We start from the raw sequence: 24,064 nt of genomic DNA, 5'->3' as shown, positions 1-24,064 counted from the left end.
AGGGGAAAGAGGGCAGCGTGCCTGTTGAGGGAGTAGCGGCGAACGGTCATCTATTGGCTGTGAGCAACCTGACGAAATTGTTTGGCAGCTTCGCGGCCTGCAATGGGATCAATCTGCAGATTGAACCGGGCGAAATCCACGCCCTTCTCGGCGAAAACGGCGCCGGAAAATCGACCCTGGTCAAGATGCTGTTCGGCGTATTGGCGCCGACGGCCGGCGAGATCCTCTGGCAGGGCCAGAGCGTGCGCATTGCCAATCCCGCGGCAGCGCGCAAGCTCGGCATCGGCATGGTTTTCCAGCACTTTTCGCTGTTCGAGGCGCTGACGGTCGCAGAGAATATCGCGCTTTCCATGGATGCGAACATCTCGCTGGCGAGGGTGGCGGAAGAGGCGTCGCGCCTGTCGCATGCCTATGGCCTGCCGCTCGACCCCAAGGCGCATGTGGCGGATCTCTCGGTCGGCGAGCGCCAGCGCATCGAGATCGTGCGCGCGCTCCTGCAGAACCCGCGCCTCATCATCCTCGACGAGCCGACCTCGGTGCTGACGCCGCAGGAAGCCGATCGCCTGTTCGAAACACTCTACAAGCTGAAGGCCGAAGGCCGTTCTGTTCTCTATATCAGCCACCGGCTGGAAGAGGTGCAGCGCATCTGCGACCGCGCAACGGTGCTGCGCCACGGCAAGGTGACCGGCGCCTGCGATCCGAAGACGGAGACCCCCTCGTCGCTGGCGCGCATGATGGTGGGCGGCGACGTCGCGGCCGTGACGGCCGAAGGCACCAGCGCCAAGGGCCAGGTGCAGCTGGAAGCGCGGCACTTGAGCGTGCCGGCGCGCACGCCTTTCGCCGTTTCGCTGAAGAACATCTGTCTCAAGGTGCATGCCGGCGAGGTGCTGGCGGTCGCCGGTGTTGCCGGCAACGGCCAGGGCGAACTCTTTGACGCGCTCTCGGGCGAATATCCGGTTGCCGACGACAATGCGGTGCAGATCCGCCAGAAGCCGGTCGGCAACCGTAACATCAACGCCCGCCGGCTGATGGGCGCGGGCTTCGTTCCCGAGGAACGCCATGGCCACGCGGCGGTATCGGCGCTGCCGCTTTCCGACAATCTCGTGCTTGCCCGCAGTCGTTCGGACGCCAAGGCGTTCCTCGGCGGCGGCTTCCTCAAGATCATCCGGCGCGATGCGGTGACGAGCGCCACGAAGCGCATCTCCGAGGCGATGGACGTGCGCAAGAGTGGCGAGGATCCGCCGGCCGGCTCGCTTTCCGGCGGTAACCTGCAGAAGTTCATCGTCGGGCGTGAACTCGACCGCCAGCCGAGCGTGCTCGTCGTCAACCAGCCCACCTGGGGCGTCGATGCGGGTGCTGCCAGCCGCATCCGCCAGGCGCTCGTCGATCTCGCCAAGTCCGGATCTGCCGTGCTCGTCATCAGCCAGGATCTCGATGAGATCTTCGAAGTGGCGACGGAGATCGCCGTCATCAGCGACGGAAAGCTCTCCGATCCCTATCCGGCCAAGGAGCTTTCGCGTGAAAAGATCGGCCTGCTGATGGGCGGCATGTACGGCAAGACGGAAGGCACGGAGGCCGCACATGCGCATTGAACTGGAAAAGCGCGCCAAGGTCTCGACGCTGTTTTCGATCCTGTCGCCGTTCATCGCCTTCCTGCTGACGATCGTCTTCGGCGGCATCATGTTCGCGCTGCTCGGCAAGAATCCTGTCATGGCGCTCTACAGCTTCTTCGTCGAGCCGCTGAGCGAGGTCTGGTCGCTGCACGAACTGGCGATCAAGGCCGCCCCGCTGATCCTGATTGCCGTCGGGCTATCGGTCTGCTTCCGCTCCAACAACTGGAACATCGGCGCCGAGGGCCAGTTCATCATGGGCGCGATTGCCGGCTCGATCCTGCCGGTGGTCTTCTACGACTGGCAGTCGCCGCTGGTGCTGCCGCTGATGATGCTGATGGGCATGCTCGGCGGCGCGCTGTTTGCCGCCATCCCCGCCTTCCTCAAGGCGCATATGAACACCAACGAGATCCTGACGAGCCTGATGCTGGTCTATGTCGCCCAGCTCTTTCTCGACTGGCTGGTGCGAGGACCTTGGCGCAATCCGGGCGGCATGAACTTCCCGGAGACGCGCACCTTTGCCGTCGATGCGATCCTGCCGGAAATGCTAGCCTCCGGCCGTACCCACTGGGGCTTCGCCTTCGCCATCATAGCGGCGATCCTCGTCTGGTTCATGATGCGCTACACGCTGAAGGGCTTCGAGATTTCCGTGCTTGGCCAATCGGAGCGGGCAGGGCGCTTTGCCGGTTTCTCCTCGCGCAAGATGATCTGGTTCTCGATGCTGCTTTCCGGCGCCTTTGCCGGCCTGGCCGGCATTTCCGAGGTCAGCGGCGCGATCCAGCAGTTGCGCCCGGTCATCTCGCCCGGCTACGGCTTCACCGCCATCATCGTTGCGTTCCTCGGCCGCCTCAATCCGCTCGGCATCGTCGCCGCTGGCCTGGTGCTGGCGCTTACCTATCTCGGTGGTGAGGCGGCGCAGCTGTCGATCGGTGTGTCCGAAAAAGTCACGCGCGTCTTCCAGGGCCTGCTTCTCTTCTTCGTGCTCTCCTGCGACACGCTCATCCATTATCGCATCAAGCTGGTCTTCGACCGGTTGACCGCGACTAACAGCGAGGGGAGCCGCTGATGGGTATCGTCGAAGCGATCCTTTTGAGCGTCATCACGGCCGCAACCCCCCTGGTGTTGGCTGCAATCGGCGAACTGGTGACCGAACGGTCCGGCGTGCTGAACCTCGGCGTCGAGGGCATGATGATCATGGGGGCGGTCTCCGCCTTCGCAATCACCCAGATCACCGGTTCGCCCTATCTGGGAATGCTTGCAGGCATCGCCTGCGGCGCGCTGTTCTCGCAGCTCTTTGCCTTCCTCACGCTGAGCCTGGTGGCAAACCAGGTGGCGACGGGCCTGGCCTTGACCCTGCTCGGCATCGGCGTCTCCGGCATGATGGGCGAGAGTTTCCTCGGCATGCAGGGGGTCAAGCTTCAGCCGATCGCGATCCCGCTTCTCGCCGATATCCCCTACATCGGGCCGCTGCTCTTCCGGCAGGACATCATCTTCTATCTTTCGATCGCGATCGTCGCAGGCGTGCACTGGTTCCTGTTCAAGAGCCGCGCCGGCCTCAAGCTTCGCGCCGTCGGCGACAGTCACGCCTCAGCGCACGCGCTTGGCGTCAACGTCATTCGCACCCGCTATCTCGCCGTCATGTTCGGCGGCGCCTGTGCCGGGCTTGCCGGCGCGCAGCTGTCGCTCGTCTATACGCCGCAATGGGTGGAGAACATGTCGGCCGGTCGCGGCTGGATCGCGTTGGCGCTGGTGGTCTTTTCGTCCTGGCGTCCGTGGCGGCTGGTGGCCGGAGGCTATCTCTTCGGCGCGGTTTCGATCAGCCAGTTGCACGCGCAGGCCTTCGGTCTGGGCATTCCCTCGCAGCTCCTTTCGTCGCTGCCCTATGTCGCGACGATCGTCGTCCTCATTCTCATTTCGCATAACCGGCGCATGACCCTGATCAACACGCCGGCTTCGCTCGGCAAACCGTTTGTGCCGGATCGATGATTTCACGCATTTCATACTGACGTTTCTCAAACCGACAGAGGTCAAGAAAATGAAAAAACTACTGCTCGTTCTCGCAAGCTCCGCGGCCGCGCTCGGCTTTGCCACCGGCGCAAGCGCCCAGGAAAAGGCCAAGGTCTGCTTCGTCTATGTCGGTGCAAAGACCGACGGCGGCTGGACCCAGGCGCACGACATCGGCCGCCAGGAGCTGGAAAAGGCGCTCGGCGACAAGATCGAGACGCAGTATCTGGAAAGCGTACCGGAAGGCCCGGATGCCGAGCGCGCGATTGAGCGTCTCGCACGCTCGGGCTGCGGCCTGATCTTCACGACGTCCTTCGGCTTCATGGATGCGACGATCAAGATCGCCCAGAAGTTCCCGGACGTGAAGTTCGAGCATGCGACCGGCTACAAGACTGCGCCGAACGTCGCGACCTACAACAGCCGCTTCTATGAAGGCCGCTACATCCAGGGCGTGATCGCTGCCAAGATGTCGCAGAAGGGCGTCGCCGGCTACATCGCTTCCTTCCCGATCCCGGAAGTGGTGATGGGCATCAACTCCTTCGTCATCGGCGCGCGCTCGGTCAACCCGGACTTCAAGATCAAGGTCGTATGGGCCAACACCTGGTTCGACCCAGGCAAGGAAGCCGACGCTGCCAAGGCATTGGTCGACCAGGGCGTTGATATCCTGACGCAGCACACTGATACGACGGCTCCGATGCAGGTTGCCGCCGAGCGTGGCATCAAGGCCTTCGGTCAGGCGTCCGACATGATCAAGGCCGGCCCGGAAACGCAGCTGACGGCGATCGTCGATACCTGGGGCGCCTACTACATCAAGCGCACCCAGGCCTTCCTCGACGGCAAGTGGGAAACGACCTCGAGCTGGGACGGCCTGAAGGACGGCATTCTGACGATGGCGCCCTACACCAACATGCCTGACGACGTGAAGAAGCTCGCCGAGGACACCCAAGCCAAGATCGAGTCGGGCGAGCTGAAGCCCTTCACCGGCCCGCTGAAGAAGCAGGACGGTAGCGAGTGGCTGGCAGCCGGCGCATCGTCGGACGACGGCACGCTGCTCGGCATGAACTTCTACGTCGAAGGTGTCGACGACCAGCTGCCGAAGTAAGCAAGCGCCTACGAAACACAATGCAAACCCCGCCATTTCGGCGGGGTTTGTCGTTTGGAGATCGCGCAAGGGTTGCTTGTCCGTTCGGCGGTGCGCGGTTTACGGTTTTGCGCCCGCCCTGGGGCTTTCCGGAATCGACCGTTCAAACTACATTCATTTGCACAGGTTTAGGGGTGACCTCCGTGCTTCGCACGAAGGCGTTGTGGCGCAGCGCGCCGTATGAAGTCAGGCAGGGGAGTGCCTGGAGGAGATGGATTGAACAGGAGTGTGCTGGAAACCGTTGTGTCCGGCTCGCGCAAGCGAACCAGCCACGCACATGTTGTCGATCAACTCGGCAAGGCTATCATATCCGGCGAATTTCCTGTCGGCTCCATTCTTCCGGGTGACCCGGAACTCGCGGCCCGTTTCAAGGTGTCGCGAACCGTTCTGCGTGAAGCGATGAAGACGCTCGCCGCCAAGGGGCTCGTCGTGCCGCGGGCGCGAATCGGCACCCGCGTGACGCCGCGCAACGACTGGAACCTGTTCGACAACGATATCCTGACTTGGCATTTCGAGTGCGGTGTCGACGAAGAGTTCCTCTATCATCTCAGCGAAGTGCGCCTGGCCTTCGAGCCGCATGCCGCCGCGCTCGCGGCGCGAAATGCGTCCGAAGCCGAAATCAGCCGCATGATGCGGCTCGCGGTTGCGATGGGCGAGGAGGGCCATAGCGCCGAGAGCCTCGCCGGCGCTGACCTGAAATTCCACCTTGCTGTCGCCGAGGCCTCCGGCAACCCATTCATGCGCACGGTCGGCGGGCTGATCGAGGCGGCGCTGGTCGGCGTCTTCAAGCTGAGCTCCCCGGTCGCCGAAAAGGGCGGCATAGACGAAGTCGCCCGCAACCATATCCGGATCGTCGAGGAAATCGGCCGGCGTGACGAGCTCGGCGCGCGGCTTGCGATGGAAAACGTGATCAAGATCGGACGCGAGCGCGTTCGCAGCGCCCTGCACAGCCGTAGTTGATGCTGCCACCGGTCGAGATTGTTCAACAAAACAGCGCTCGCCCCTTCCAATGTTCAGAAGATTGCAGCGATTTCATTGCTTGTGCTTGCTCGGATCGCGCGCTGGCCTTATTTGGTGAGGGCTCGCTCCTTGCGGAGCGACTTTCGTCAACGGTGACCTGGAGACCATGTCCGAGTTTTTTGTCATTTTCGTCCTGCTTTTGATCAATGCATTTTTTGCTCTCTCGGAAATGGCAATCGTCTCGGCAAGCAAGCCCATGCTTCGCCAGATGGCAAAACAGGGAAATGCCCGCGCCGAGGTGGCGCTGCGCCTTGCTGAAGACCCCGGCAAGTTTCTTTCCACGGTTCAGGTCGGCATCACGCTCGTCGGCACCTTGGCCGGTGCCTACGGCGGCGCGACCATCGCTGCGAAGTTTGCGCCGCTGCTCGATGAGATCGCCTGGATCAATCCTTACGGCAACACTGTCGCCCTGGTGCTCGTCGTTACCCTCATCACCTTCCTGTCGGTGGTTATCGGCGAACTTATCCCGAAGCAGCTGGCGCTGAAAAATTCCGAGGCGCTGGCGATGTTCGTCGCGCGCCCGATGCACTTGTTGTCGCGGATCGCTGCGCCGGTCGTCTACCTCTTCGAGACGGCAGCATCGCTTGCCATGCGTCTTCTCGGCATCCGTCCCGACGATCCGGATCATGTGACGGAAGAGGAAGTGCACGCGATCATGGCCGAAGGCGTCGAAAGCGGCGCCATCGAAAAGTCGGAGCACGAGATGCTTCGGCGAATCATCCGCCTCGGCGACCGCAACGTGAAGTCGATTATGACCCACCGCACTGAGGTGAGCTTCATCGACGTCAACGACAGCCTCGAAACGGTTGGCCGCAAGATCGATCAGTTCGGCCATTCCCGCTACCCGGTGGTTGACGGTCCAAGCGGCGACGTTCTCGGCGCGGTTCTGGCAAAGGAAATTCTAAACGCTCCGACCTCCGGGCCGTTCGATGTCCGCAGGTACATCAAGGAAATCCACACATTGCCTGAGACGGCGTCGTGCCTGAAGGCACTGGAAGCCTTTAAGTCGTCGAGCATCAACATGGCAATGATCGTCGACGAGTACGGAAGCACCGAGGGCATCATCACCATCGCCGATATTCTCGAAGCGATCGTTGGCGTCTTGCCGTCGAACTACGACGACATCGAGCATGCCCTGATCCGCCAGCGCGAAGACGGAAGCTACCTTGTCGACGGCCGCACGCCGATCGACGAAATCCACCTGACGATCGGCATCGAAGGCATCGACGCCGACGGTAATTTCGAGACCATTGCCGGCTTCCTCGTCCAGCAACTGCGCAAGACGCCGGAAGAGGGCGACGTCGCGATTGCCCATGGCTACCGCTTCGAAGTGGTCGACATGGACGCACGCCGTATCGACAAGATCCTGGTCAGCCGCTCGGACGAGACGGTCAATTGATTCGCACCCCGGCCTGATGCTGCAAAAGCGGTGACAGCGGCACGCTGACATGGCGGCGCTCTATGACGAAGCCACGTGATCATCGCCGAGATCGAACGGAAACAAAGGCCGGGTTCTACCCGGCCTTTTGCTTTTGCGTGCCTAGGTGGCTCGCGCTTGGTTTGTTCAGCGAAGCTTGAGGATGTCGCAGGACGTGCCCGCGGGCGCCTCGGCCGCGTGCGGCGGTCGTACAATCAGGCAATCGGACTGTGCGAAAACCTTCATCATTGACGAGTCCTGCCGTGAGAAGGCATGGGCGAGCAATGCGCCGTCGCTGTCCCTTGTAAGGCGCGCGCGCACATAGTCCTGCCTGACATCGTTGCCCGGAAGCGGGCTTGCGAGCTGCGCGGTCGTCAATCGGTCGCGCGATGGCAAGCGGGCGAGCTTACGGGTCAGCGGCTCTAGGAAGAGCAGGGCACAGACGAGGCTGGAGACAGGATTGCCCGGCAGGCCGAGCACCGTGGCCTTTCCGAGCTGTCCCACCATGAGCGGCTTTCCCGGCCGCATGGCGATGCGCCAGAAGTCGAGCGTCATGCCGCAGGCAATCAGCGTCGACTGCACCAGGTCATGGTCGCCGACCGAAGCGCCGCCGAGCGTGACGATCACGTCGACATCGGCGTCCTGCGCGCGGCCGATCTCCGCACTGATCGCGTCCCGATCGTCGCGGACGATGCCGAGATCGATGACCTCAGCGCCGTTATCGCGGGCAATCGCCGCGACTCCGAAGCTGTTGGAGGCGATGATCTGATCGTCGCCCGGCTTGCTGCCCGGAGCCACCAGCTCGTCGCCCGTGGCGAGGATCGCGATCCGCGGGCGTTTGAAGACCGGCAGGCTCGCATGGTTCATCCCGGCAGCGAGCGTCAAGCGCCCGGCATCGAGCACGTCGCCCGCCGAAAGTCCCGCTTCGCCGGCGATAAAGTCCTGGCCTGCGGTTCGGATGTGTCGCCCCTTGCCGGGCACGAATGTGGTGCGGATTCGGTTGCCCGGCAACCGCTCGGTATCTTCCTGGATGATCACCGTATCGGCGCCCGATGGCACTGGCGCACCGGTGAAGATGCGCACGGCTTCGCCCGCTTTCATCTCGCCCTTGAAGCCGTGGCCTGCCGCCGATTGGCCGATAACGGTCAGTTCGGAGCCGATGATCTCGATGTCCCGGTGGCGCACGGCGTAGCCGTCCATCGCCGAATTGTCGAAGGCCGGGTGGGTGACGCGCGCCGGAATATCCTGAGACAGCACGCGGGCAAGCCCGTCATGAAGGCTGACGAGTTCTGTCAATTGCGGTGGCGTGGCGCCGTGGAGGATTCGCTCGAGCGCGTCTTCGACGGACAGCAACGCCATGGCCTCAGTTCCCTTCGCGTCGGTAGTCGCCGGATCGTCCGCCGGACTTGCTGACCAGCCGGATGCCGCCGATTTCCATCTCGCGATCCGCGGCTTTCGCCATGTCGTAGATGGTGAGGCAGGCGACGCTGACAGCCGTCAGTGCTTCCATTTCGACGCCGGTGCGCCCCGTCAGCTTGGCAAGCGCCTCGACCCGAAGGCCAGGGAGCGTCGGATCCGGCGTGATGTCGACGGTGACCTTGGTCAGCATCAGCGGATGGCAGAGCGGAATGAGGTTGGCGGTCTGCTTGGCGGCCATGATGCCGGCAAGCCGCGCCGTGCCGATGACGTCGCCCTTCTTGGCGTCGCCTTCGAGAATGAGCGTCAGCGTTTCCGCCTTCATCCGCACATGGCCCTCGGCGACGGCGATGCGCACCGTTTCGGTCTTGTCGCCGACATCCACCATGTTCGCTTCGCCGCTGCCACCGATATGCGTGAGCGTCGGCTTGCTCATCACTCGGCCGCCAGCGTGGTCGCAGCGCCCGTCAGAAGTGCGCGTGTTGCTGATTCGACGTCACTCTTGCGCATCAGGCTCTCGCCGACGAGGAAGGTCGTGATGCCGCTCTTTTCCAGCCGCTGGCAATCCGCATGCGTGAAGATGCCGCTTTCGCCGACGAGCAGACGGTCGGCAGGCACCATGCCCGCAAGCTGCTCGGAAACAGCGAGATCGACCTCGAAGGTCCTGAGGTTGCGGTTGTTGATGCCAACGAGCGGCGAGGCAAGCTTCAGCGCCCGTTCCATCTCCTCGGCATCGTGCACTTCGATCAGCACGTCCATGCCGAGTTCGAAGGAAGCTTCTTCAAGGCGGCGGGCGTCGTCGTCGCTGAGCGAAGCCATGATCAGAAGGATGCAGTCGGCGCCCCAGGCACGTGCCTCGAACACCTGGTAGGTGTCGAACATGAAGTCCTTGCGCAGCGCCGGCAGGGCGCAAGCCGCGCGCGCCGCTTCAAGAAAGGCAGGCGCGCCCTGAAAGCTCGGGGCGTCCGTCAGCACCGACAGGCAGGCCGCGCCACCGGCCTCATAGGCCTTGGCGAGCGCAGGCGGATCGAAATCCGGGCGGATCAACCCCTTCGACGGGCTTGCCTTCTTGATTTCGGCGATCAGCCCAAACGTGCCGGCGGCTTTGCGCGCGGCGACCGCCGCATGGAAGCCGCGCGGGGCGGACTGGTCAGCGATGCGCGCCTTGAGCTCGTCGAGCGCGACGTGCGACTTGGCGGCCGCGATCTCGTCGCGCTTGTAGGCTTCGATCTTGCGCAGGATATCCGTCATGTGCCGATCCTTCCTCAGGCCGCGTTTGAAACGCTGATCAGGCGCTGCAGCGCGGTCTTCGCGCCGCCGCTTGAAAGCGACTGGCGCGCGAGCGCCATGCCTTCGGTGAGATCCTTTGCCCGTCCGGCTATCATCAGCGATGCGGCCGCATTGGCAAGGGAAATGTCCCGATAGGGGTTCTCGGCACCGTCGAGCACCGCCTGGAGCGCGACTGCATTGTGCGCACCGTCGCCGCCCTTGAGCGCATCGATTGTCACCGTCTGAAACCCGAAATCCGCCGGCGTCAGCGTGAAGGTCGAAATCTTGCCGTCCTTGAGTTCGGCGACCTCGGTCGTGCCTGTCGTGGTGATCTCGTCGAGGCCGTCGCCGTGAACGACCCAGACATTCTCCGAGCCGAGATCGCGCAGCACTTCGGCGAGCGGCTGCACCCACTGCGGCGCGTAGACGCCGACGAGCTGGCGCTTGACGCCTGCGGGGTTGGAGAGCGGACCGAGCAGGTTGAAGATCGTGCGCGTTCCAAGCTCCACCCGCGTCGGGCCTACATGGCGCATGGCGGAATGGTGCTGCTGGGCGAACATGAAGCCGACACCGGCCTCGCGGATGCATTTCGAGATCGCTTCCGGACCGATGTCGAGCTTGACGCCGAGGCAGGAGAGCGCGTCGGCCGTGCCCGACTTCGAGCTCAGCGCGCGGTTGCCGTGCTTGGCGACAGGCACGCCCGCGCCCGCGACGATCAGCGAGGCAAGCGTCGAGATGTTGTAGGTGCCGGCGCCGTCGCCGCCGGTGCCAACGATATCGACTGCGTCCGCCGGGGCATCGACCGGCAGCATGCGGGCCCGCATCGCACCCACCGCGCCGACGATTTCATCGACGGTTTCGCCACGCACCCGCAATGCCATCAGGAAACCGCCGATCTGCGACGGCGTTGCGGCACCCGACATGATGATTTCGAAGGCGGCACGTGCGTCTTCGCGGTTCAACGCCTCGCGGGCGGCGACCTTGGCGACGAATGGCTTCAGATCACTCATCGATGGTTTCCTTGGGCCTATCGTTGCGCAATGGCGGTTTCAGCGAGCGTCTGGTTGATCGAAACGCCGTAGGCGGCCTGCAGCGTGGCGACCATCTGGTCCAGGATGTCCTCGCCGCTAACGCGGGCGAGGGCCTCGATCTGGCGGCTGTCGTCCTGCAGCACGTCTGCCGGGCCGGCGGTGTCGACCGAGGTGACCTGCAGAAGGATCTGACCTTCGCCGCCGATGCCGGGAGCATTGGTGACAAAGCCGTTCGCGCCGGAGAAGGCGGCGGCGACGGCAGCCGGGCTGAGAGCGACGTCCGCGGTTGCGCGCGTCAGGCCGGCCTTGGTCTCGACGACGAGGCCGAGTTCGGTCGCGACGTCGGCGAGCTTTGCGCCCTGTTCGACGCGCTGCTTCAGTTCACCGGCCTTCTTGGCCAGGGCTGCACGCTGCTGCTCGGCCATCCAGTCGGCGCCGATTTCGTCGCGGGCTTCGTCCATCGTGCGATCGCGCGCCGGGATAACTTCATCGAGGTCGAACCAGACGTAACCTTCGCGGCCGACATTCACCGGCAGGGTTTCGGCGCCGACGTCGGCCTTGAAGACTTCCTGGAGAAGAGCTGCCTGTTCCGGCAGGCCGACGACGTCATCGCCGTTCTTGTCCTTGCCGGTCGCGTCCACCGCATCGACGGTTACGAACTTCAGCTTGAGCTGGTCGGCGACTTCCTTGATCGGCGCGCCGGAAGCGCGCTCGTCTTCGATCTTGTCGTGCAGGCGCATGACTTCCTCGCCCGCCGTGGACAGGGCGATGTCCTTGCGCAATTCTTCCTTCACTTCGTCGAGGCTGCGGACGGTTTCCGGGCGGATGTTCGTTACGCGCAGGATGACGGGACCGAAGGCACCGTCGACAACCGGGGTCACGCCGTCGGCCTGCAGCGCGAAAGCGGCTTCGCCGATCTTGGCGTCGGGAACGCGATCCTTGGTGAATTCGCCGAGAAGTACGTCGGCGGACGACTTGCCTTCGGCCTTGACGATATCGTCGAAGCTGGTGCCGGCGGCAAGCTTTGCCGACGCGGCGTCAGCGGCTTCACGCGAGGTGAAGGAGAGCTGTTCGATGGTCCGCGCGGCAGCGCTGCGGAAGCTTTCCTTGCGGCGTTCGTATTCGGCGCGGATCTCGTCGTCGGTCACAACGGTCGGATCGGCGACGTCGGTCGGCTCGAGCTTCACGTAGGTGATCTTGCGATATTCCGGCGCACGGTAGTTCGCCTTGCGGCTGTCGTACCAGGGAGAAAGCACGTCGTCGCCGGGCACCTTGACGGGATCGATGTTGGCATTCGAGAGCAGCAGGTAATCGATCGTGCGCTTCTCGTGCCGGTAGGCGCCGATTGCGTCGGTGAGAACCTTCGGAGCGACATAGCCATCCGACAGCGCATCGACGATCTGCGAGCGGATCGCGGTCTGGCTCTGGCTGTTGATGTAATCCTGTTCGCGCAGGCCCGCATTGCGCAGCACGCTCGTGAACGTCATTCGGTCGAACTGGCCGTTGACGCTGTGGAATGCCGGATCGTCGGCGATGAGCTTTGCGAGCCGATCCTGCGATAGGCCGAGATTCATGTCGTTGGCGAGCTGGTCGAGAGCCGCGCCGGCGACGATCTGCGAGTAGACCCGCTGCTCGATGCCGAAAGCGCGCGCCTGCTGCGGCGTCAGCCGCGTGCCGAGCTGGCGGGAGGCTTGTGCCAGCATGGTCTCGTAGGCGAGCCGGAATTCCGGGGGTTTGACCTTGACGTCACCGACGACGACCACCGCGTCCGACTGGTTGGTCATCGTCAGCGACGAGCCGCCCCACACCATGAACGACAGAACGAGAACGATTAGCAGGCCTTTGACGACCCAGGTCTGGGCGGCGCTTCTCAGAAATTCGAGCATGGGGGCAGAAACCTCGTTGCAATGCGGTGGCCATCGGCCAAACGAAATCGTTCCTTAAAACAAACGAAACAGGAAATGAAGGGTTGTTTGCCGCAAATTGCGCGCGCTCACGGGATCGTTGATCCCGGTGGTGCACCTGTTTTTCCGGCGCATGCCGCGACACGATCATGGGAAGCGAAGATCCTGCGAAACGCGCGCGCCGCACGGGCCGGCGCGAACGCTGAAGTTGATGTCGGATTCATTAGCCGGCAACCGAAAAATATCTGTCACATTGGCTCGAACATGCCGCTGTTCTGTGGTTCTGTTGCAGGGGCGGAGCGATTCTTTGGAGCTTCCGCGGGAAAGATTCCATGCAGTCGACAATCGTGATGGTAAACCTGTTTGGAGCAGTGGCGCTGCTCCTCTTCGGCCTGTCCCTGGTCAAGGACGGGGTGACCCGTGCCTTCGGGGCGCGGTTGCGCGCCGGCCTCGCTCAGGGAACCGACGGCTCTCTCCGTTCCTTCGTGACCGGACTTGTCGCAACGCTTGCGCTGCAGAGTTCCACGGCGACGGCACTGATGACGGCATCCTTCGTGGAGAAGGGGCTTATCCGTTCGCGCATGGCACAGATCGTCCTGCTTGGCGCCAATCTCGGCACTGCCATGACCGCCTGGATCGTGGCGACCGGCATCGAGTGGCTGTCGCCGCTCGTCATTCTCATCGGCGTGGTCTTGCACCGCGCCAGCCGGTCGAACGCCCGCCAGGGCCTGGGCGCGGCCTTCGTCGGCATCGGCCTCATGCTTCTGTCATTGCATCTCTTGGGCGCGGCGACGGAGCCGATGCGCGACAGTCCGGCCCTTGGGGCGTTCCTGTCGATGCTCGACAGCGCCTGGCCGGTGGCACTGCTCATTTCCGCGGGACTTGCCTTTGCGTCGTCGTCCAGCCTTGCTGTGGTGATGCTGGTGCTGTCGCTCTCAACGACAGGGATCCTCAGCGTCGGGCTGACCGTGGCGCTCGTGCTTGGCGCCAACCTTGGTGGCGCCGTTCCGCCTGTCATGGCGACGCTCGGTTCCGCGCCGTCGGCGCGCCGCGTCACCATCGCCAACCTCGTCGTTCGCGCCATTGGCTGCCTGATCGCGCTGCCGCTGACGGGCATGAGCGTGGAGTTTCTGCAGAGCCTGCCGCTGCCGCGCCAGAACCTGCCGGTCGACATTCACCTGGCCTTCAACCTTGCTGTCGCCATTCTTGCCTGGCCCTTCGCCGGATTGCTGTCGCAGCTGATGGCGCGGTTCATTCCGGACGGAGAGGCTGAGGAGACCGGCCCGCGCTATCTCGACGAGGGCACGCTGAATACGCCTGTCATGGCGCTTTCGGGTGCCACTCGCGAGGTCTTGCGTGTCGGCGATCTGGTCGAGGCGATGCTGATGCGCGCCGCGAACGCCTTCAACAACAACGATCTTTCGGACATCCGCGATATCGGCAAGTTCGAAAAACAGGTCGATCAGCTGCAGCAGGAGGTGAAGATCTTCCTGTCGCGATTGGGCCGCGATGGCCTCAGCGCCGACGACGGCCGCCGCTCGATCGTCATCATCGACTACGCCATCAATCTCGAACACATGGGCGACATCATCGAGAAGGGGCTGTGCGAGCAGATCGCGAAGAAGGTGAGCAACGGCCTGAAGTTCTCGGAGGAGGGCTATCAGGAGCTGAAGAGCCTCTTCAATCTGACGATCGACAATCTGCGTGTCGCGCAGACCATATTCGTCACCCGCAACGCCGATCTCGCCAAGCAGCTCATCGAGGTGAAGGTCAACGTGCGCCACATGGAAAAACGCTCCGCCGAGCGCCATATCGAGCGGTTACGCGACGGGCTGGTCCAGAGCCTGCAGACGAGCTCCCTGCATCTCGACATGCTCAGGGATCTGAAGCGCGTCAACGCGCATATCGCTTCCGTCGCCTATCCGATCCTTGAGGAAAACGGGCTGCTCAGCGAGAGCCGCTTGCGGCCGGGCGCTTAGTCATCGGCGTCCGTCAGCCGCCGACGTTGGCCGCAGGCTTCAGGCCGTTGCGGACAAAGGCGTCGTAGCAGCGTGTCAGCGTGATCCGGCTGTGTCCCGTCTCGAGGCTCGGCAGATAGAGCGACAGCAGCGTCTGGTTGACGTTGGTCACCGGGCAGGTCGGTACCAGCGCTATGTCGACAGCAGCGATGGCGGCGCGAACATCTTCATCCGGCGGCGGAATGGCGCGGAAGGGATCTGCGCCGATCGCGACATGCAGTGGCGCACTGCGGTCCATCAGCCACGTAAAGGGATTGGTGAAGTCGACGTTGAAGATCGTTTCGAAGCGCACGCGGTTTGAATCTTCGTAGGCCCTGAGCGCGTCGACCGCGTCGTCGACATTCATCAGCCATCCCGCCTGAAAATCGAAATCGCTGTAGAGCAGGAACGACGGCAACTCACCGGCCTTGGCGAAGGCGTCGAAAGTGGGGCGCTCTGTCGCGTAGAGGGTGCGCAGGCGCTCGGCGCGCAGTGCCAGGATGGGCCGCACATTGACGGCGCCCATGGTTTTGAGGTTGCGGCTTTCCAGCGGCACGTTGTTGACGGCTCCGATCCAGGCGCGGGCGCTCTTTTGCGCGACGGCCGTGGCCGGCGGCAAGGCTGCCGCCAAGGCGAGAATGGCGACGGCGATTGCGGCGGGCCTTGTTTTGGCAGTCGCGACCTCGTCGATCGCGAGCTTGAGGAGCAGTGGCAACAGGAAAATGAACGCCTGACTGCCGGTGTTCTGGCTTTCAAAGACGATGCCGGCAACAACGAAGGCAGTCAGCCAGAAAAACGGCTGGTCGAACGTCCTGCCAATCGCCGTCATTGACGGGCTTCTTCCAAGTTGGCGCAGCGACTGGGTGAAGGACGAAAGGTGGCTTCCGAAAAGCACCATGCAAAGCAGTCCGACCGGGATCAAAAGGCCGGCATTGAGGGAGGCGGCCTGCAGCAGGCGCGGCAGCAAGCTGCCGTCATTGACGGAAAGCAGCGCCAGGATATCGGCAAGATAGGCGGAGACGCCGCCGAAGGCGACTTCGACGATGGCGAGGACAGCAAAGACCACTAGCCCGGCTGCAATAGCCGAGCGGAACGGCAGGCGTCCTGCAGCAAAGGCCATGAGGCACATGAGCGTGCCGGCAACCGCGCCGGTGATCTTGACGAAGAAGAGTGCCGCCATGGCACCGGCGACCGTTGCGACGAGCAGCCGGCGATCACGCACATGGACGAGTGCGGCTGCAAGCACATAGAGAAGCTGGCAGACTTGGCGGTTGTAGATGCCGAAACCGTCGGAGCCGGGGTAGGGGTAGAAGTCGCCGGTGTTGAACGGCAACACCGAAAACACCAGGAACGGCAGCAGGATCGCATAGGCAAGTGCCGTCGAACGCTTCTGGACATCGACGACCACCAGCGCGATCAGCGGTCCTGTGGCGAGAAGCAGGCACCAGCTTGCCAGGAGCAGCGGCTGGCCGTTCGGAAAGATGCCCTGCAGGCCGGTGAAGAGATAGTAGCCGAGGGCGCCGACGGGGGTGAAGAAATCGACCGACGGGATCTGGCCGTCGCGGATGCGGTTGGCAGCATCGAGATAGAGATAGTGGTCCCAGAACATCGGGCCGATCGGCTGCGGGATCGTGAAGCTCAACAGAACCGCGAGTACGCCAAGCACAAGGGCCAGCAGCAGAAGCGGAGATCGGGCGAGAAGGACAACCGCGCCGGTAGGCTTTGCCGGTGTGTCGATGTCAGTGCGGCTGTGCATTGCGGCTTGATCTCCCGAAGGAGCGATGCACCCGCACGGTTTTGCTGACACAGGCTCCGCGCCTTCTTATGCCATCATCCGGTTTTAAGCCGGTTAATGCGACGTGATTGTGAGAATTATGCTTCTCGCAATATGTTGCTGCTAGCACCGCGCCGAATCGAACGGCGATTTTGTACTTGAGCCGATTCCGATCTAGGAATTGTGCAGAGGGCGTTAGCCTGGAAGAGACCAAGGAGAGATATATGGAACGGACGTGCCTGGCCATCGTTTTGGCTGCGGGTGAAAGCACGCGGATGAAATCGTCCATGTCGAAGGTGCTGCATCCGGTGGCCGGCCGGCCGATGATCGCCCACGTCGTCGAGGCGCTCGCAAGTGCTTCCATCTCCGATATCGCTCTCGTCGTCGGCCGCGACGCCGACGCGGTCTCGGCCGCCGCCGACATCGGCGGCGTGTCGGTTTCCTCCTATCTGCAGAAGGAACGGCTCGGCACCGGTCACGCGGTGCTTGCGGCCCGCGACGCCATCGCAAAGGGTTACGACGACATTCTCGTCGTCTTCGGCGATACGCCACTGATCAAGCCGGAGCCGCTTAGGGCCGCCCGCGAGGGACTTGCAGCCGGCAACGAGGTCGTGGTGATCGGCTTCGAGGCGGCAGATCCGTCGGGCTACGGCCGCCTGATCGTCAAGGACGGCGCACTGCTCGCCATTCGCGAGCACAAGGACGCAACGGAAGAAGAGCGCCGCATCACCTATTGCAACGGCGGCCTGATGGCGATCGACGGTCGCAAGGCGCTCGACCTTCTCGGCCGTATCGGCAACGCCAACGTCAAGGGCGAGTTCTACCTGACCGACCTCGTGGAGATCGTTCGCGAGATCGGCGGGCAGGCGATTGCCGTCGAGGCCCCCGAAGAGGAGCTGACCGGCTGCAACACCCGCGCCGAACTCGCCTTCATCGAGCGTCTGTGGCAGCAGCGTCGTCGTCACGAGCTGATGCTGTCGGGCGTCTCTATGATCGCGCCGGAAACCGTGTTTCTCGCCTGGGATACCGTGCTGGAGCAGGATGTCCTGGTCGAGCCGAATGTCGTCTTCGGTCCGGGCGTGCGCGTCGAAAGCGGCGCGATCATTCACGCCTTTTCGCATGTCGAGGGTGCGACGGTGCGCGCCGGTGCGACGGTCGGCCCTTATGCACGCCTGCGCCCGGGGGCCGATCTCGGTGAAAAGTCCAAGGTCGGCAATTTCTGCGAGGTCAAGAAGGCGGAGATCGGCGCCGGCGCCAAGGTCAATCACCTGACCTATATCGGCGATGCCTTCGTCGGCGCGGGTACCAACATTGGCGCTGGCACGATCACCTGCAACTATGATGGCGTGAACAAGCACGAGACGCGGATCGGCGAAAATGCCTTCATCGGCTCGAATTCGTCGCTGGTTGCGCCGGTGACGATCGGTGACGGCGCGCTGGTTGCTTCCGGCAGTGTGATCACTGAAGACGTGCCGGCCGACGCCGTCGCTTTCGGCCGCGCGCGCCAGGAAATCAAGCCCGGCCGGGCAAGGCTGCTGCGTGAGCGCTACCAGGCGGTGAAGGCGGCCAAGAAGGCGGCGAAGGCTGGCGGCTAGGCCTATGATGCCCGTGCGCTGACGCGTGCGGGCGCCGAGCACTTCGGATTGTCGCACGCCCCTTGGATCGGGTTGGATTCGCGGGAACATGCGGCGGCGTTAAACATTGAAATCGAAAGTGAAATCGGGGCGGATTGCCTCGATCCGCAAATGCTTTACCAAGGCAGCGCGCCGGGCGGCATTTTTCGCCCTCGTTGAACAGGGGCGCCGATCACGGCGCGGGGACGAATTCGGAGACGACTATGTGCGGTATTGTAGGCATCGTTGGCAACCAGCCGGTATCGGAACGACTGGTCGATGCGCTGAAGCGCTTGGAGTACCGCGGCTATGATTCCGCCGGTGTCGCCACCGTCATTGGCGGCAAGCTGGAGCGCCGGCGCGCCGAAGGCAAGCTCGTCAATCTGGAGATCAGGCTGCGCGAAGAGCCGCTTGCCGGCACGATCGGCATTGCCCACACCCGCTGGGCAACCCATGGCGCGCCGACCGAACGCAACGCGCATCCGCACTTCACCGACGGCGTCGCCGTCGTGCACAACGGCATTATCGAAAACTTTGCCGCGTTGAAGGACGAGCTGATCGCCGGCGGCGCCAAGTTCGAGACGGACACCGACACCGAGGTCGTCGCGCATCTGCTCTCCAAGTTCCGGCGCGACGGACTTGGCCGGCGCGAGGCCATGCACGCGATGCTGAAGCGCGTCACCGGCGCCTATGCGCTGGCGGTGCTGTTCCAGGACGACCCGTCGACGATCATGGCGGCGCGCAACGGCCCGCCGCTTGCGATCGGTCACGGTCGCGGCGAGATGTTCCTCGGCTCCGACGCGATCGCGCTTGCGCCCTTTACCAACGAGATCACCTATCTGATCGATGGCGACTGGGCCGTGATCGGCGCGAATGGCGTGCATATCTTCGATCTCGACGGCAACGTCGTCGACCGGCCGAAGCAGCTCTCGACAGCGGCCGCCTACATGATCGACAAGGGCAACCACCGGCACTTCATGGAGAAGGAGATCTATGAGCAGCCGGAGGTGATCGCGCACGCGCTCAGCCACTACATCGACTTTGCCGGCAACCGCATCAAGGCGCTGCCGGGCACGATCGATTTCGCCAAGGTTCCGAGCCTTGCGATTTCCGCCTGCGGCACCGCCTATCTCGCCGGTCTCGTCGGCAAGTACTGGTTCGAGCGTTACGCCCGCTTGCCGGTGGAAATCGACGTTGCGTCCGAGTTCCGCTACCGCGAGATCCCGTTGTCTTCTGATGCGGCTGCGCTGTTCATCTCGCAATCCGGCGAAACCGCCGATACACTGGCGTCGCTGCGCTACTGCAAGGAGCTCGGCCTGAAGATTGGCGCCGTGGTCAACACCCGCGAATCAACGATCGCCCGTGAATCCGACGCGGTCTTCCCGATCCTTGCCGGCCCGGAAATTGGCGTTGCCTCGACCAAGGCCTTCACCTGCCAGCTCGCCGTGCTGGCTTCGCTCGCGATCGGCGCCGGCCGCGCCCGCGGCACGGTGAGTGCCGAGGAAGAGCAGGTCCTGGTTCGCTATCTCGCCGAAATGCCGCGCATCATGGGCCAGGTGCTGAACGCCGTTCAGCCGAAGATCGAGCTTCTGTCGCGCGAGCTGTCGAAGTGCCGCGATGTGCTCTACCTTGGCCGCGGCACCAGCTTTCCGCTGGCGATGGAGGGCGCGCTCAAGCTCAAGGAGATCTCCTATATCCATGCGGAAGGTTATGCCGCCGGCGAACTGAAGCATGGGCCGATCGCGCTGATCGACGAGAACATGCCGGTCATCGTCATCGCCCCGCACGACCGGTTCTACGAGAAGACCGTTTCCAACATGCAGGAAGTGGCGGCCCGCGGCGGCCGGATCATTCTCATCACCGATGAGAAGGGTGCTGCCGCTTCCAAGCTCGAGACCATGGCGACGATCGTGCTGCCTGATGTCGACGAAGTCATCGCGCCGATGATCTTCTCTCTGCCGATCCAGCTGCTTGCCTATCACACCGCGGTGTTCATGGGCACCGACGTCGACCAGCCCCGCAACCTCGCCAAATCGGTGACCGTCGAATGATCTATGTCCGGCATGAGCGCCCGGGAGATGAGAAGGCGATCCGCGACGTCACCGCGGCCGCCTTCGAAGGGCATCCGCACAGCGACCAGAGCGAGCCCCTCATCATCGAGCGGTTGCGCGAGGCCGGCGCGCTGACCGTCTCGCTGGTCGCCGAAATGAACGAGGAAATCGTCGGGCACATCGCCTTTTCGCCGGTAACGCTCGACCCGGCGGAAAGCGGCTGGTTCGGGCTCGGTCCGGTCTCGGTCAAGCCGGACGTTCAGGCTCAGGGCATCGGCAGGCAACTGATCCTCGAGGGCCTCGAATGGCTGCGGGCGGAAGGCGCCTCGGGCTGCGTCGTCGTCGGCGATCCGGCCCTCTATCAAAAGTTCGGCTTCCGCAACGAATCGGCTCTTGTATTCCCCGGTTGTGCGCCGCAATATTTCATGGCGCTGGCTCTTTCCGGCGCGATGGCGGCCGGCACGGTCGCCTATCATCCGGCCTTCGGCGTCGAGTGAGGTTGAGACGGAAGAAGCATGACGGAACATTCCAAACGCGGCTATATCGCGACGCGGCTGCGCAATTACTTTCTGACCGGCTTGATCATCTGTGCGCCGGTGGCGATCACCGTCTGGCTCGTGCGCACCTTCATCGATTGGGCCGACGGCTGGGTTAAGCCCTATCTGCCGAACTTCTACAATCCGGATACCTATTCGCCCGTTGCCATTCCCGGCTTCGGCCTGCTCGTCGCCATTTTCGTGATCACCTTCGTCGGCTTCATGACCGCAAATCTCGTCGGTCGGTCGATCGTCAATCTCGCCGAGTCGCTCGTCAATCGCACCCCGCTGGTCCGCACGATCTACAAGTCCACCAAGCAGATCTTCCAGACGGTGCTGCAGGAGCAGTCCTCCTCTTTCAAGAAGGCCGGGCTGATCGAGTATCCGAGCCCGGGCATCTGGTCGCTGGTGTTCATCGCAACGGATGTGAAGGGCGAGATCGCCTCGAAATTCAAGGAACGCGGCATGGACATGGTGGCCGTCTTCCTGCCGCCGACCCCGATCCCGACGGCGGGTTTCCTGCTGTTCATCCCGCGCGACAAGATCATCCCGCTCGACATGAGCGCGGAGGACGCGGCCAAGCTCCTGATCTCGGGTGGCCTCGTGACCCCCGACCAGAAGCCGCTCGCCAACGCCCCCTTGAAAATCACCCAGCAAGAGACTGTCTAAGGCCTAGTGCGCCGTGCGTTCCAATGAACGCACAAAGGATGCTTTAGCCGGCGCGCAGGAAGCGGATGGCTTCGTCGCGGCGATAGAGATAGAGCAGCGTGCGGAGCGCTTCGCCGCGCTCCGAGGTGAGGTCCGGGTCGCGCTCGATCACGTAGGCGGCGTCCTTGCGCGCGATTTCGAGCAGATCGCCGTGGGCTTCGAGGCTGGCGATGCGGAAACCGGGCGTGCCTGACTGGCGGGTTCCGAGCAACTCGCCTTCACCGCGCAGCTTCAGGTCCTCCTCGGCGATGAGGAAGCCGTCCTCGCTGTCGCGCAGGATCGAGAGCCGGGCACGGCCGGTTTCGCCGAGCGGCCCCTTGTAGAGCAGGATGCAAGTGGATGCCTCGCCGCCACGGCCGACGCGGCCGCGCAGCTGGTGAAGCTGGGCAAGTCCGAAGCGTTCGGCATGTTCGATCACCATGATCGTCGCGTCCGGCACGTCCACGCCGACTTCGACGACGGTGGTCGCAACCAGCAGGCGGATCTCGCCGTTCTTGAAGGCGAGCATGACGGCGTCCTTTTCCGCGCCGTTCATGCGGCCGTGCACCAGGCCGACATTGTTGCCGAAGCGCTTAGCAAGGCTCTCGTATCGTTCTTCTGCCGACATCACGTCGACGGCTTCGGACTCTTCCACGAGTGGGCAGATCCAGTAGGCCTTCTTCCCCTCGCGTAATGCGGCGTCGAGCCGATCGACGATGTCGTCCACGCGTTCCGTTGGGATCGTCACGGTCTGGATCGGCTTTCGTCCGGCGGGCTTTTCGGTGAGCTTAGACACATCCATGTCGCCGAACGCGGCAAGCACGAGGGTGCGCGGGATCGGTGTCGCGGTCATGACCAGCATATGCGGCGAGATGCCCTTGGCGGTCAGTCGCAGGCGCTGGTGAACGCCGAAGCGATGCTGTTCGTCGACGACGGCAAGCGTCAGCTCCTTGTAGCTCACCGTATCCTGGAAAAGCGCGTGCGTGCCGATCACCATCCGGGTCTCACCGGAGGCGATCCGTTCGACAATGGCGTCGCGTTCCTTGCCCTTTGTGCGGCCGGTCAAAACGTCGATGGCGATGCCGGCAGGGGCGGCCATTCTGGCAAGCGTCGCATGGTGCTGGCGGGCGAGGATTTCCGTCGGCGCCATCAGCACCGCCTGTCCGCCGGATTCGACGGCTGCCAGCATGGCCATCAGCGCCACCATCGTCTTGCCGGAGCCGACATCGCCCTGCAGCAGCCGGAGCATGCGGTCAGTCCCGGCCATGTCCTTCAGGATGTCGGCGATTGCCGTCGACTGGCTGTTCGTCAAGGAAAAGGGAAGGGCGTCGATGACCGGACGAGAAAGCACGCCGGTCGCGTGAACCGGTACTCCGGCGACCTTGCGCAGGCGCTGGCGAACGAGAGCCAGGGACAATTGCCCGGCGAGAAACTCGTCATAGGCAAGGCGGCGGCGGGCGGGTGCCTGCGGATCGAGGTCGGTCGCGTCGCGCGGATCGTGCAGCGCGCGAAAACTCTCGGCCGCGGTGCCGAAACCCTGCTTCGTCAGCAGCGCATCGTCCATCCATTCCGGCATTTCCGGGACGCGGGCGACGGCTGTCTCGATCGACTTACGCAATATCCGTGGTGAAAGTCCTGCCGTCAGCCCGTAGACCGGCTCGACCAGCGGCAGGTTTTCCGCCTCGCTGGCCCGAACCGCATAATCCGGGTGAACCATGGACGGGCGGCCGTTGAACCAATCGACCTTGCCACTGACGATGACCGTCTCGTCGACCGGCAGCGATTTTTCCAGCCAGTTGCCCTTGACGCGGAAATAGGTGAGCGCCAGTTCCCCGGTCTCGTCATGCAGGAAGACGCGATAGGGCAGGTTGGGCTTGCCGCGCGGCGGCGGCTGGTGGCGATCGACCCGACCGGTGATGGTGACGATCACTCCTTGCGGCGCGTGGGCGATGCCCGGCTGCTGGCGCCGGTCGATCAGCGAATGCGGCGCGTGAAAAACAAGGTCAACCACCCGGCAGTCCTCGATCGTCTCGCGACCGAGCAAACGGGCATAGAGTTCGCCGATCTTCGGGCCGATGCCTGGAAGCGTGTCGAGCGGAGAGAAGAGCGGATCGAGCAGGGTGGGGCGCATGGCGATGAAATTGCGACGATAATTCGGGCTTTGGCAAGGCTGACAATCGGCTATTCAGAGTTTATAGAGCCGTTGACGACAAACCGTACCCCAAAGCCTTGCGCGTTCGTCCGAGTGTGCGGGCGTCATCGCGGGCGGCAGGAAGGAATTTCCCATGACCGGAATCTCTCGCACCAGCGCCGATCTCGATCCGCGTCGACGGCGGATCCTGTTTCGCGCCTGGCATCGCGGCATTCGCGAGATGGATCTGATCCTCGGGCAGTTTGCCGAAGCCGAGCTCTCGACGCTTTCTGAAGCACAGCTCGACGAACTCGAGACGATCATGGGCGAGGAAGACAACGATCTCGTCAAGTGGATCATCGGCGAACAGCCGGTGCCGGCTCGCTATCAGACGCAGATATTTCAGCGCATCGCTGCCTATCGTCCGGATTTCGACAAGCTTCCCGAAGAGATGAAATAGACC

The 24,064-nt window shown here is 63.4% G+C and carries 19 protein-coding genes; 12 read left to right on the top strand and 7 right to left on the bottom strand.

The features are described from left to right. The first annotated feature begins 17 nt into the window (after positions 1-17). From OKW20_RS14505 to OKW20_RS14480, 6 genes are all read left to right on the top strand, one after another. The gene (locus OKW20_RS14505) at positions 18-1,592 is read left to right on the top strand and encodes an ABC transporter ATP-binding protein (RefSeq protein WP_429173145.1); all 1,575 of its coding nucleotides are present in this window, start codon (positions 18-20) and stop codon (positions 1,590-1,592) included. Beyond that, positions 1,582-2,676, top strand: coding sequence for an ABC transporter permease (locus OKW20_RS14500; protein ID WP_060517054.1), 1,095 nt, complete (start codon positions 1,582-1,584; stop codon positions 2,674-2,676). Before OKW20_RS14505 ends, OKW20_RS14500 begins: the two co-directional genes overlap by 11 nt. Further along, positions 2,676-3,596: an ABC transporter permease gene (locus tag OKW20_RS14495; RefSeq protein WP_043620304.1), complete on the top strand. Its 921-nt coding sequence runs from the start codon at positions 2,676-2,678 to the stop codon at positions 3,594-3,596. The genes OKW20_RS14500 and OKW20_RS14495 overlap by 1 nt, the downstream gene beginning before the upstream one ends. A gap of 49 nt (positions 3,597-3,645) precedes the next feature. Then, positions 3,646-4,716, top strand: a complete 1,071-nt coding sequence (locus OKW20_RS14490) for a BMP family ABC transporter substrate-binding protein (protein ID WP_043620503.1) — start codon at positions 3,646-3,648, stop codon at positions 4,714-4,716. A gap of 219 nt (positions 4,717-4,935) precedes the next feature. Beyond that, positions 4,936-5,715: a FadR/GntR family transcriptional regulator gene (locus tag OKW20_RS14485; RefSeq protein WP_052201907.1), complete on the top strand. Its 780-nt coding sequence runs from the start codon at positions 4,936-4,938 to the stop codon at positions 5,713-5,715. 166 nt (positions 5,716-5,881) lie between these two features. Beyond that, on the top strand, positions 5,882-7,174 hold the full coding sequence (locus OKW20_RS14480) for a hemolysin family protein (protein WP_043620310.1): 1,293 nt from the start codon (positions 5,882-5,884) through the stop codon (positions 7,172-7,174). Positions 7,175-7,339: 165 nt separating this feature from the next. On the opposite strand, the gene OKW20_RS14475 is transcribed toward OKW20_RS14480, so the two are convergent. The 5 genes from OKW20_RS14475 to OKW20_RS14455 are packed head-to-tail and all read right to left on the bottom strand — an operon-like array spanning position 7,340 to position 12,794. After that, the gene (locus OKW20_RS14475; protein ID WP_429173141.1) at positions 7,340-8,551 is read right to left on the bottom strand and encodes a molybdopterin molybdotransferase MoeA; all 1,212 of its coding nucleotides are present in this window, start codon (positions 8,549-8,551) and stop codon (positions 7,340-7,342) included. Between the two features lie 4 nt (positions 8,552-8,555). After that, on the bottom strand, positions 8,556-9,044 hold the full coding sequence (gene moaC / locus OKW20_RS14470; protein ID WP_429173139.1) for a cyclic pyranopterin monophosphate synthase MoaC: 489 nt from the start codon (positions 9,042-9,044) through the stop codon (positions 8,556-8,558). After that, the gene (gene trpC / locus OKW20_RS14465) at positions 9,044-9,859 is read right to left on the bottom strand and encodes an indole-3-glycerol phosphate synthase TrpC (RefSeq protein ID WP_429173136.1); all 816 of its coding nucleotides are present in this window, start codon (positions 9,857-9,859) and stop codon (positions 9,044-9,046) included. The genes moaC and trpC overlap by 1 nt, the downstream gene beginning before the upstream one ends. A 14-nt stretch (positions 9,860-9,873) precedes the next feature. Further along, the gene (trpD, locus tag OKW20_RS14460) at positions 9,874-10,887 is read right to left on the bottom strand and encodes an anthranilate phosphoribosyltransferase (protein WP_429173133.1); all 1,014 of its coding nucleotides are present in this window, start codon (positions 10,885-10,887) and stop codon (positions 9,874-9,876) included. A gap of 17 nt (positions 10,888-10,904) precedes the next feature. Continuing rightward, positions 10,905-12,794, bottom strand: coding sequence for a SurA N-terminal domain-containing protein (locus tag OKW20_RS14455; protein WP_429173130.1), 1,890 nt, complete (start codon positions 12,792-12,794; stop codon positions 10,905-10,907). 350 nt (positions 12,795-13,144) lie between these two features. On the opposite strand from OKW20_RS14455, the gene OKW20_RS14450 reads away from it, so the two are divergent. Further along, on the top strand, positions 13,145-14,791 hold the full coding sequence (locus OKW20_RS14450; RefSeq protein ID WP_043620323.1) for a Na/Pi cotransporter family protein: 1,647 nt from the start codon (positions 13,145-13,147) through the stop codon (positions 14,789-14,791). A 13-nt stretch (positions 14,792-14,804) separates the two neighbouring features. Here the strand turns inward: OKW20_RS14450 and OKW20_RS14445 are convergent, their stop codons facing one another. After that, complete coding sequence (locus OKW20_RS14445) at positions 14,805-16,565, bottom strand: hypothetical protein (RefSeq protein WP_429173128.1); 1,761 nt, start codon at positions 16,563-16,565, stop codon at positions 14,805-14,807. A 242-nt stretch (positions 16,566-16,807) separates the two neighbouring features. Here OKW20_RS14445 and glmU point away from each other — a divergent pair, with 242 nt between their 5' ends. The 4 genes from glmU (at position 16,808) to OKW20_RS14425 (ending at position 21,452) form a co-directional block, all read left to right on the top strand. After that, a complete protein-coding gene (gene glmU, locus OKW20_RS14440; protein WP_429173125.1) occupies positions 16,808-18,178 on the top strand; it encodes a bifunctional UDP-N-acetylglucosamine diphosphorylase/glucosamine-1-phosphate N-acetyltransferase GlmU in 1,371 nt (456 codons plus the stop codon). A gap of 242 nt (positions 18,179-18,420) precedes the next feature. Further along, entirely contained in the window at positions 18,421-20,247 is a 1,827-nt protein-coding gene (gene glmS / locus OKW20_RS14435; RefSeq protein ID WP_429173123.1) for a glutamine--fructose-6-phosphate transaminase (isomerizing), read from the top strand. Then, entirely contained in the window at positions 20,247-20,744 is a 498-nt protein-coding gene (locus OKW20_RS14430) for a GNAT family N-acetyltransferase (RefSeq protein WP_043620505.1), read from the top strand. The genes glmS and OKW20_RS14430 overlap by 1 nt, the downstream gene beginning before the upstream one ends. Positions 20,745-20,762: 18 nt before the next feature. Beyond that, entirely contained in the window at positions 20,763-21,452 is a 690-nt protein-coding gene (locus tag OKW20_RS14425; protein ID WP_429114452.1) for a DUF502 domain-containing protein, read from the top strand. A 43-nt stretch (positions 21,453-21,495) separates the two neighbouring features. On the opposite strand, the gene recG is transcribed toward OKW20_RS14425, so the two are convergent. Beyond that, positions 21,496-23,601, bottom strand: a complete 2,106-nt coding sequence (gene recG / locus OKW20_RS14420) for an ATP-dependent DNA helicase RecG (protein ID WP_429173121.1) — start codon at positions 23,599-23,601, stop codon at positions 21,496-21,498. Positions 23,602-23,755: 154 nt separating this feature from the next. Between recG and OKW20_RS14415 the strand changes: the two genes are divergently transcribed. Next, positions 23,756-24,061: a succinate dehydrogenase assembly factor 2 gene (locus tag OKW20_RS14415; protein WP_429173118.1), complete on the top strand. Its 306-nt coding sequence runs from the start codon at positions 23,756-23,758 to the stop codon at positions 24,059-24,061. Positions 24,062-24,064 lie beyond the last annotated feature (3 nt).

The organism is Ensifer sp. LBL (assembly GCF_050435225.1).
Lineage (GTDB): Bacteria > Pseudomonadota > Alphaproteobacteria > Rhizobiales > Rhizobiaceae > Ensifer.
The sequence above is the reverse complement of the archived record's forward strand: the minus strand, read 5'-3'. Positions and strand labels throughout refer to the sequence as shown.

What these genes read in the sequence shown, in the direction of transcription:
- OKW20_RS14500 (WP_060517054.1), top strand. Translation starts at nt 1,582, where the DNA reads ATGCGCATTGAACTGGAAAAGCGCGCCAAGGTCTCGACGCTGTTTTCG.
- OKW20_RS14495 (WP_043620304.1), top strand. Translation starts at nt 2,676, where the DNA reads ATGGGTATCGTCGAAGCGATCCTTTTGAGCGTCATCACGGCCGCAACC.
- OKW20_RS14490 (WP_043620503.1), top strand. Translation starts at nt 3,646, where the DNA reads ATGAAAAAACTACTGCTCGTTCTCGCAAGCTCCGCGGCCGCGCTCGGC.
- OKW20_RS14485 (WP_052201907.1), top strand. Translation starts at nt 4,936, where the DNA reads ATGAAGTCAGGCAGGGGAGTGCCTGGAGGAGATGGATTGAACAGGAGT.
- OKW20_RS14480 (WP_043620310.1), top strand. Translation starts at nt 5,882, where the DNA reads ATGTCCGAGTTTTTTGTCATTTTCGTCCTGCTTTTGATCAATGCATTT.
- OKW20_RS14475 (WP_429173141.1), bottom strand. Translation starts at nt 8,551, where the DNA reads ATGGCGTTGCTGTCCGTCGAAGACGCGCTCGAGCGAATCCTCCACGGC.
- moaC (WP_429173139.1), bottom strand. Translation starts at nt 9,044, where the DNA reads ATGAGCAAGCCGACGCTCACGCATATCGGTGGCAGCGGCGAAGCGAAC.
- trpC (WP_429173136.1), bottom strand. Translation starts at nt 9,859, where the DNA reads ATGACGGATATCCTGCGCAAGATCGAAGCCTACAAGCGCGACGAGATC.
- trpD (WP_429173133.1), bottom strand. Translation starts at nt 10,887, where the DNA reads ATGAGTGATCTGAAGCCATTCGTCGCCAAGGTCGCCGCCCGCGAGGCG.
- OKW20_RS14455 (WP_429173130.1), bottom strand. Translation starts at nt 12,794, where the DNA reads ATGCTCGAATTTCTGAGAAGCGCCGCCCAGACCTGGGTCGTCAAAGGC.
- OKW20_RS14450 (WP_043620323.1), top strand. Translation starts at nt 13,145, where the DNA reads ATGCAGTCGACAATCGTGATGGTAAACCTGTTTGGAGCAGTGGCGCTG.
- OKW20_RS14445 (WP_429173128.1), bottom strand. Translation starts at nt 16,565, where the DNA reads ATGCACAGCCGCACTGACATCGACACACCGGCAAAGCCTACCGGCGCG.
- glmU (WP_429173125.1), top strand. Translation starts at nt 16,808, where the DNA reads ATGGAACGGACGTGCCTGGCCATCGTTTTGGCTGCGGGTGAAAGCACG.
- glmS (WP_429173123.1), top strand. Translation starts at nt 18,421, where the DNA reads ATGTGCGGTATTGTAGGCATCGTTGGCAACCAGCCGGTATCGGAACGA.
- OKW20_RS14425 (WP_429114452.1), top strand. Translation starts at nt 20,763, where the DNA reads ATGACGGAACATTCCAAACGCGGCTATATCGCGACGCGGCTGCGCAAT.
- recG (WP_429173121.1), bottom strand. Translation starts at nt 23,601, where the DNA reads ATGCGCCCCACCCTGCTCGATCCGCTCTTCTCTCCGCTCGACACGCTT.
- OKW20_RS14415 (WP_429173118.1), top strand. Translation starts at nt 23,756, where the DNA reads ATGACCGGAATCTCTCGCACCAGCGCCGATCTCGATCCGCGTCGACGG.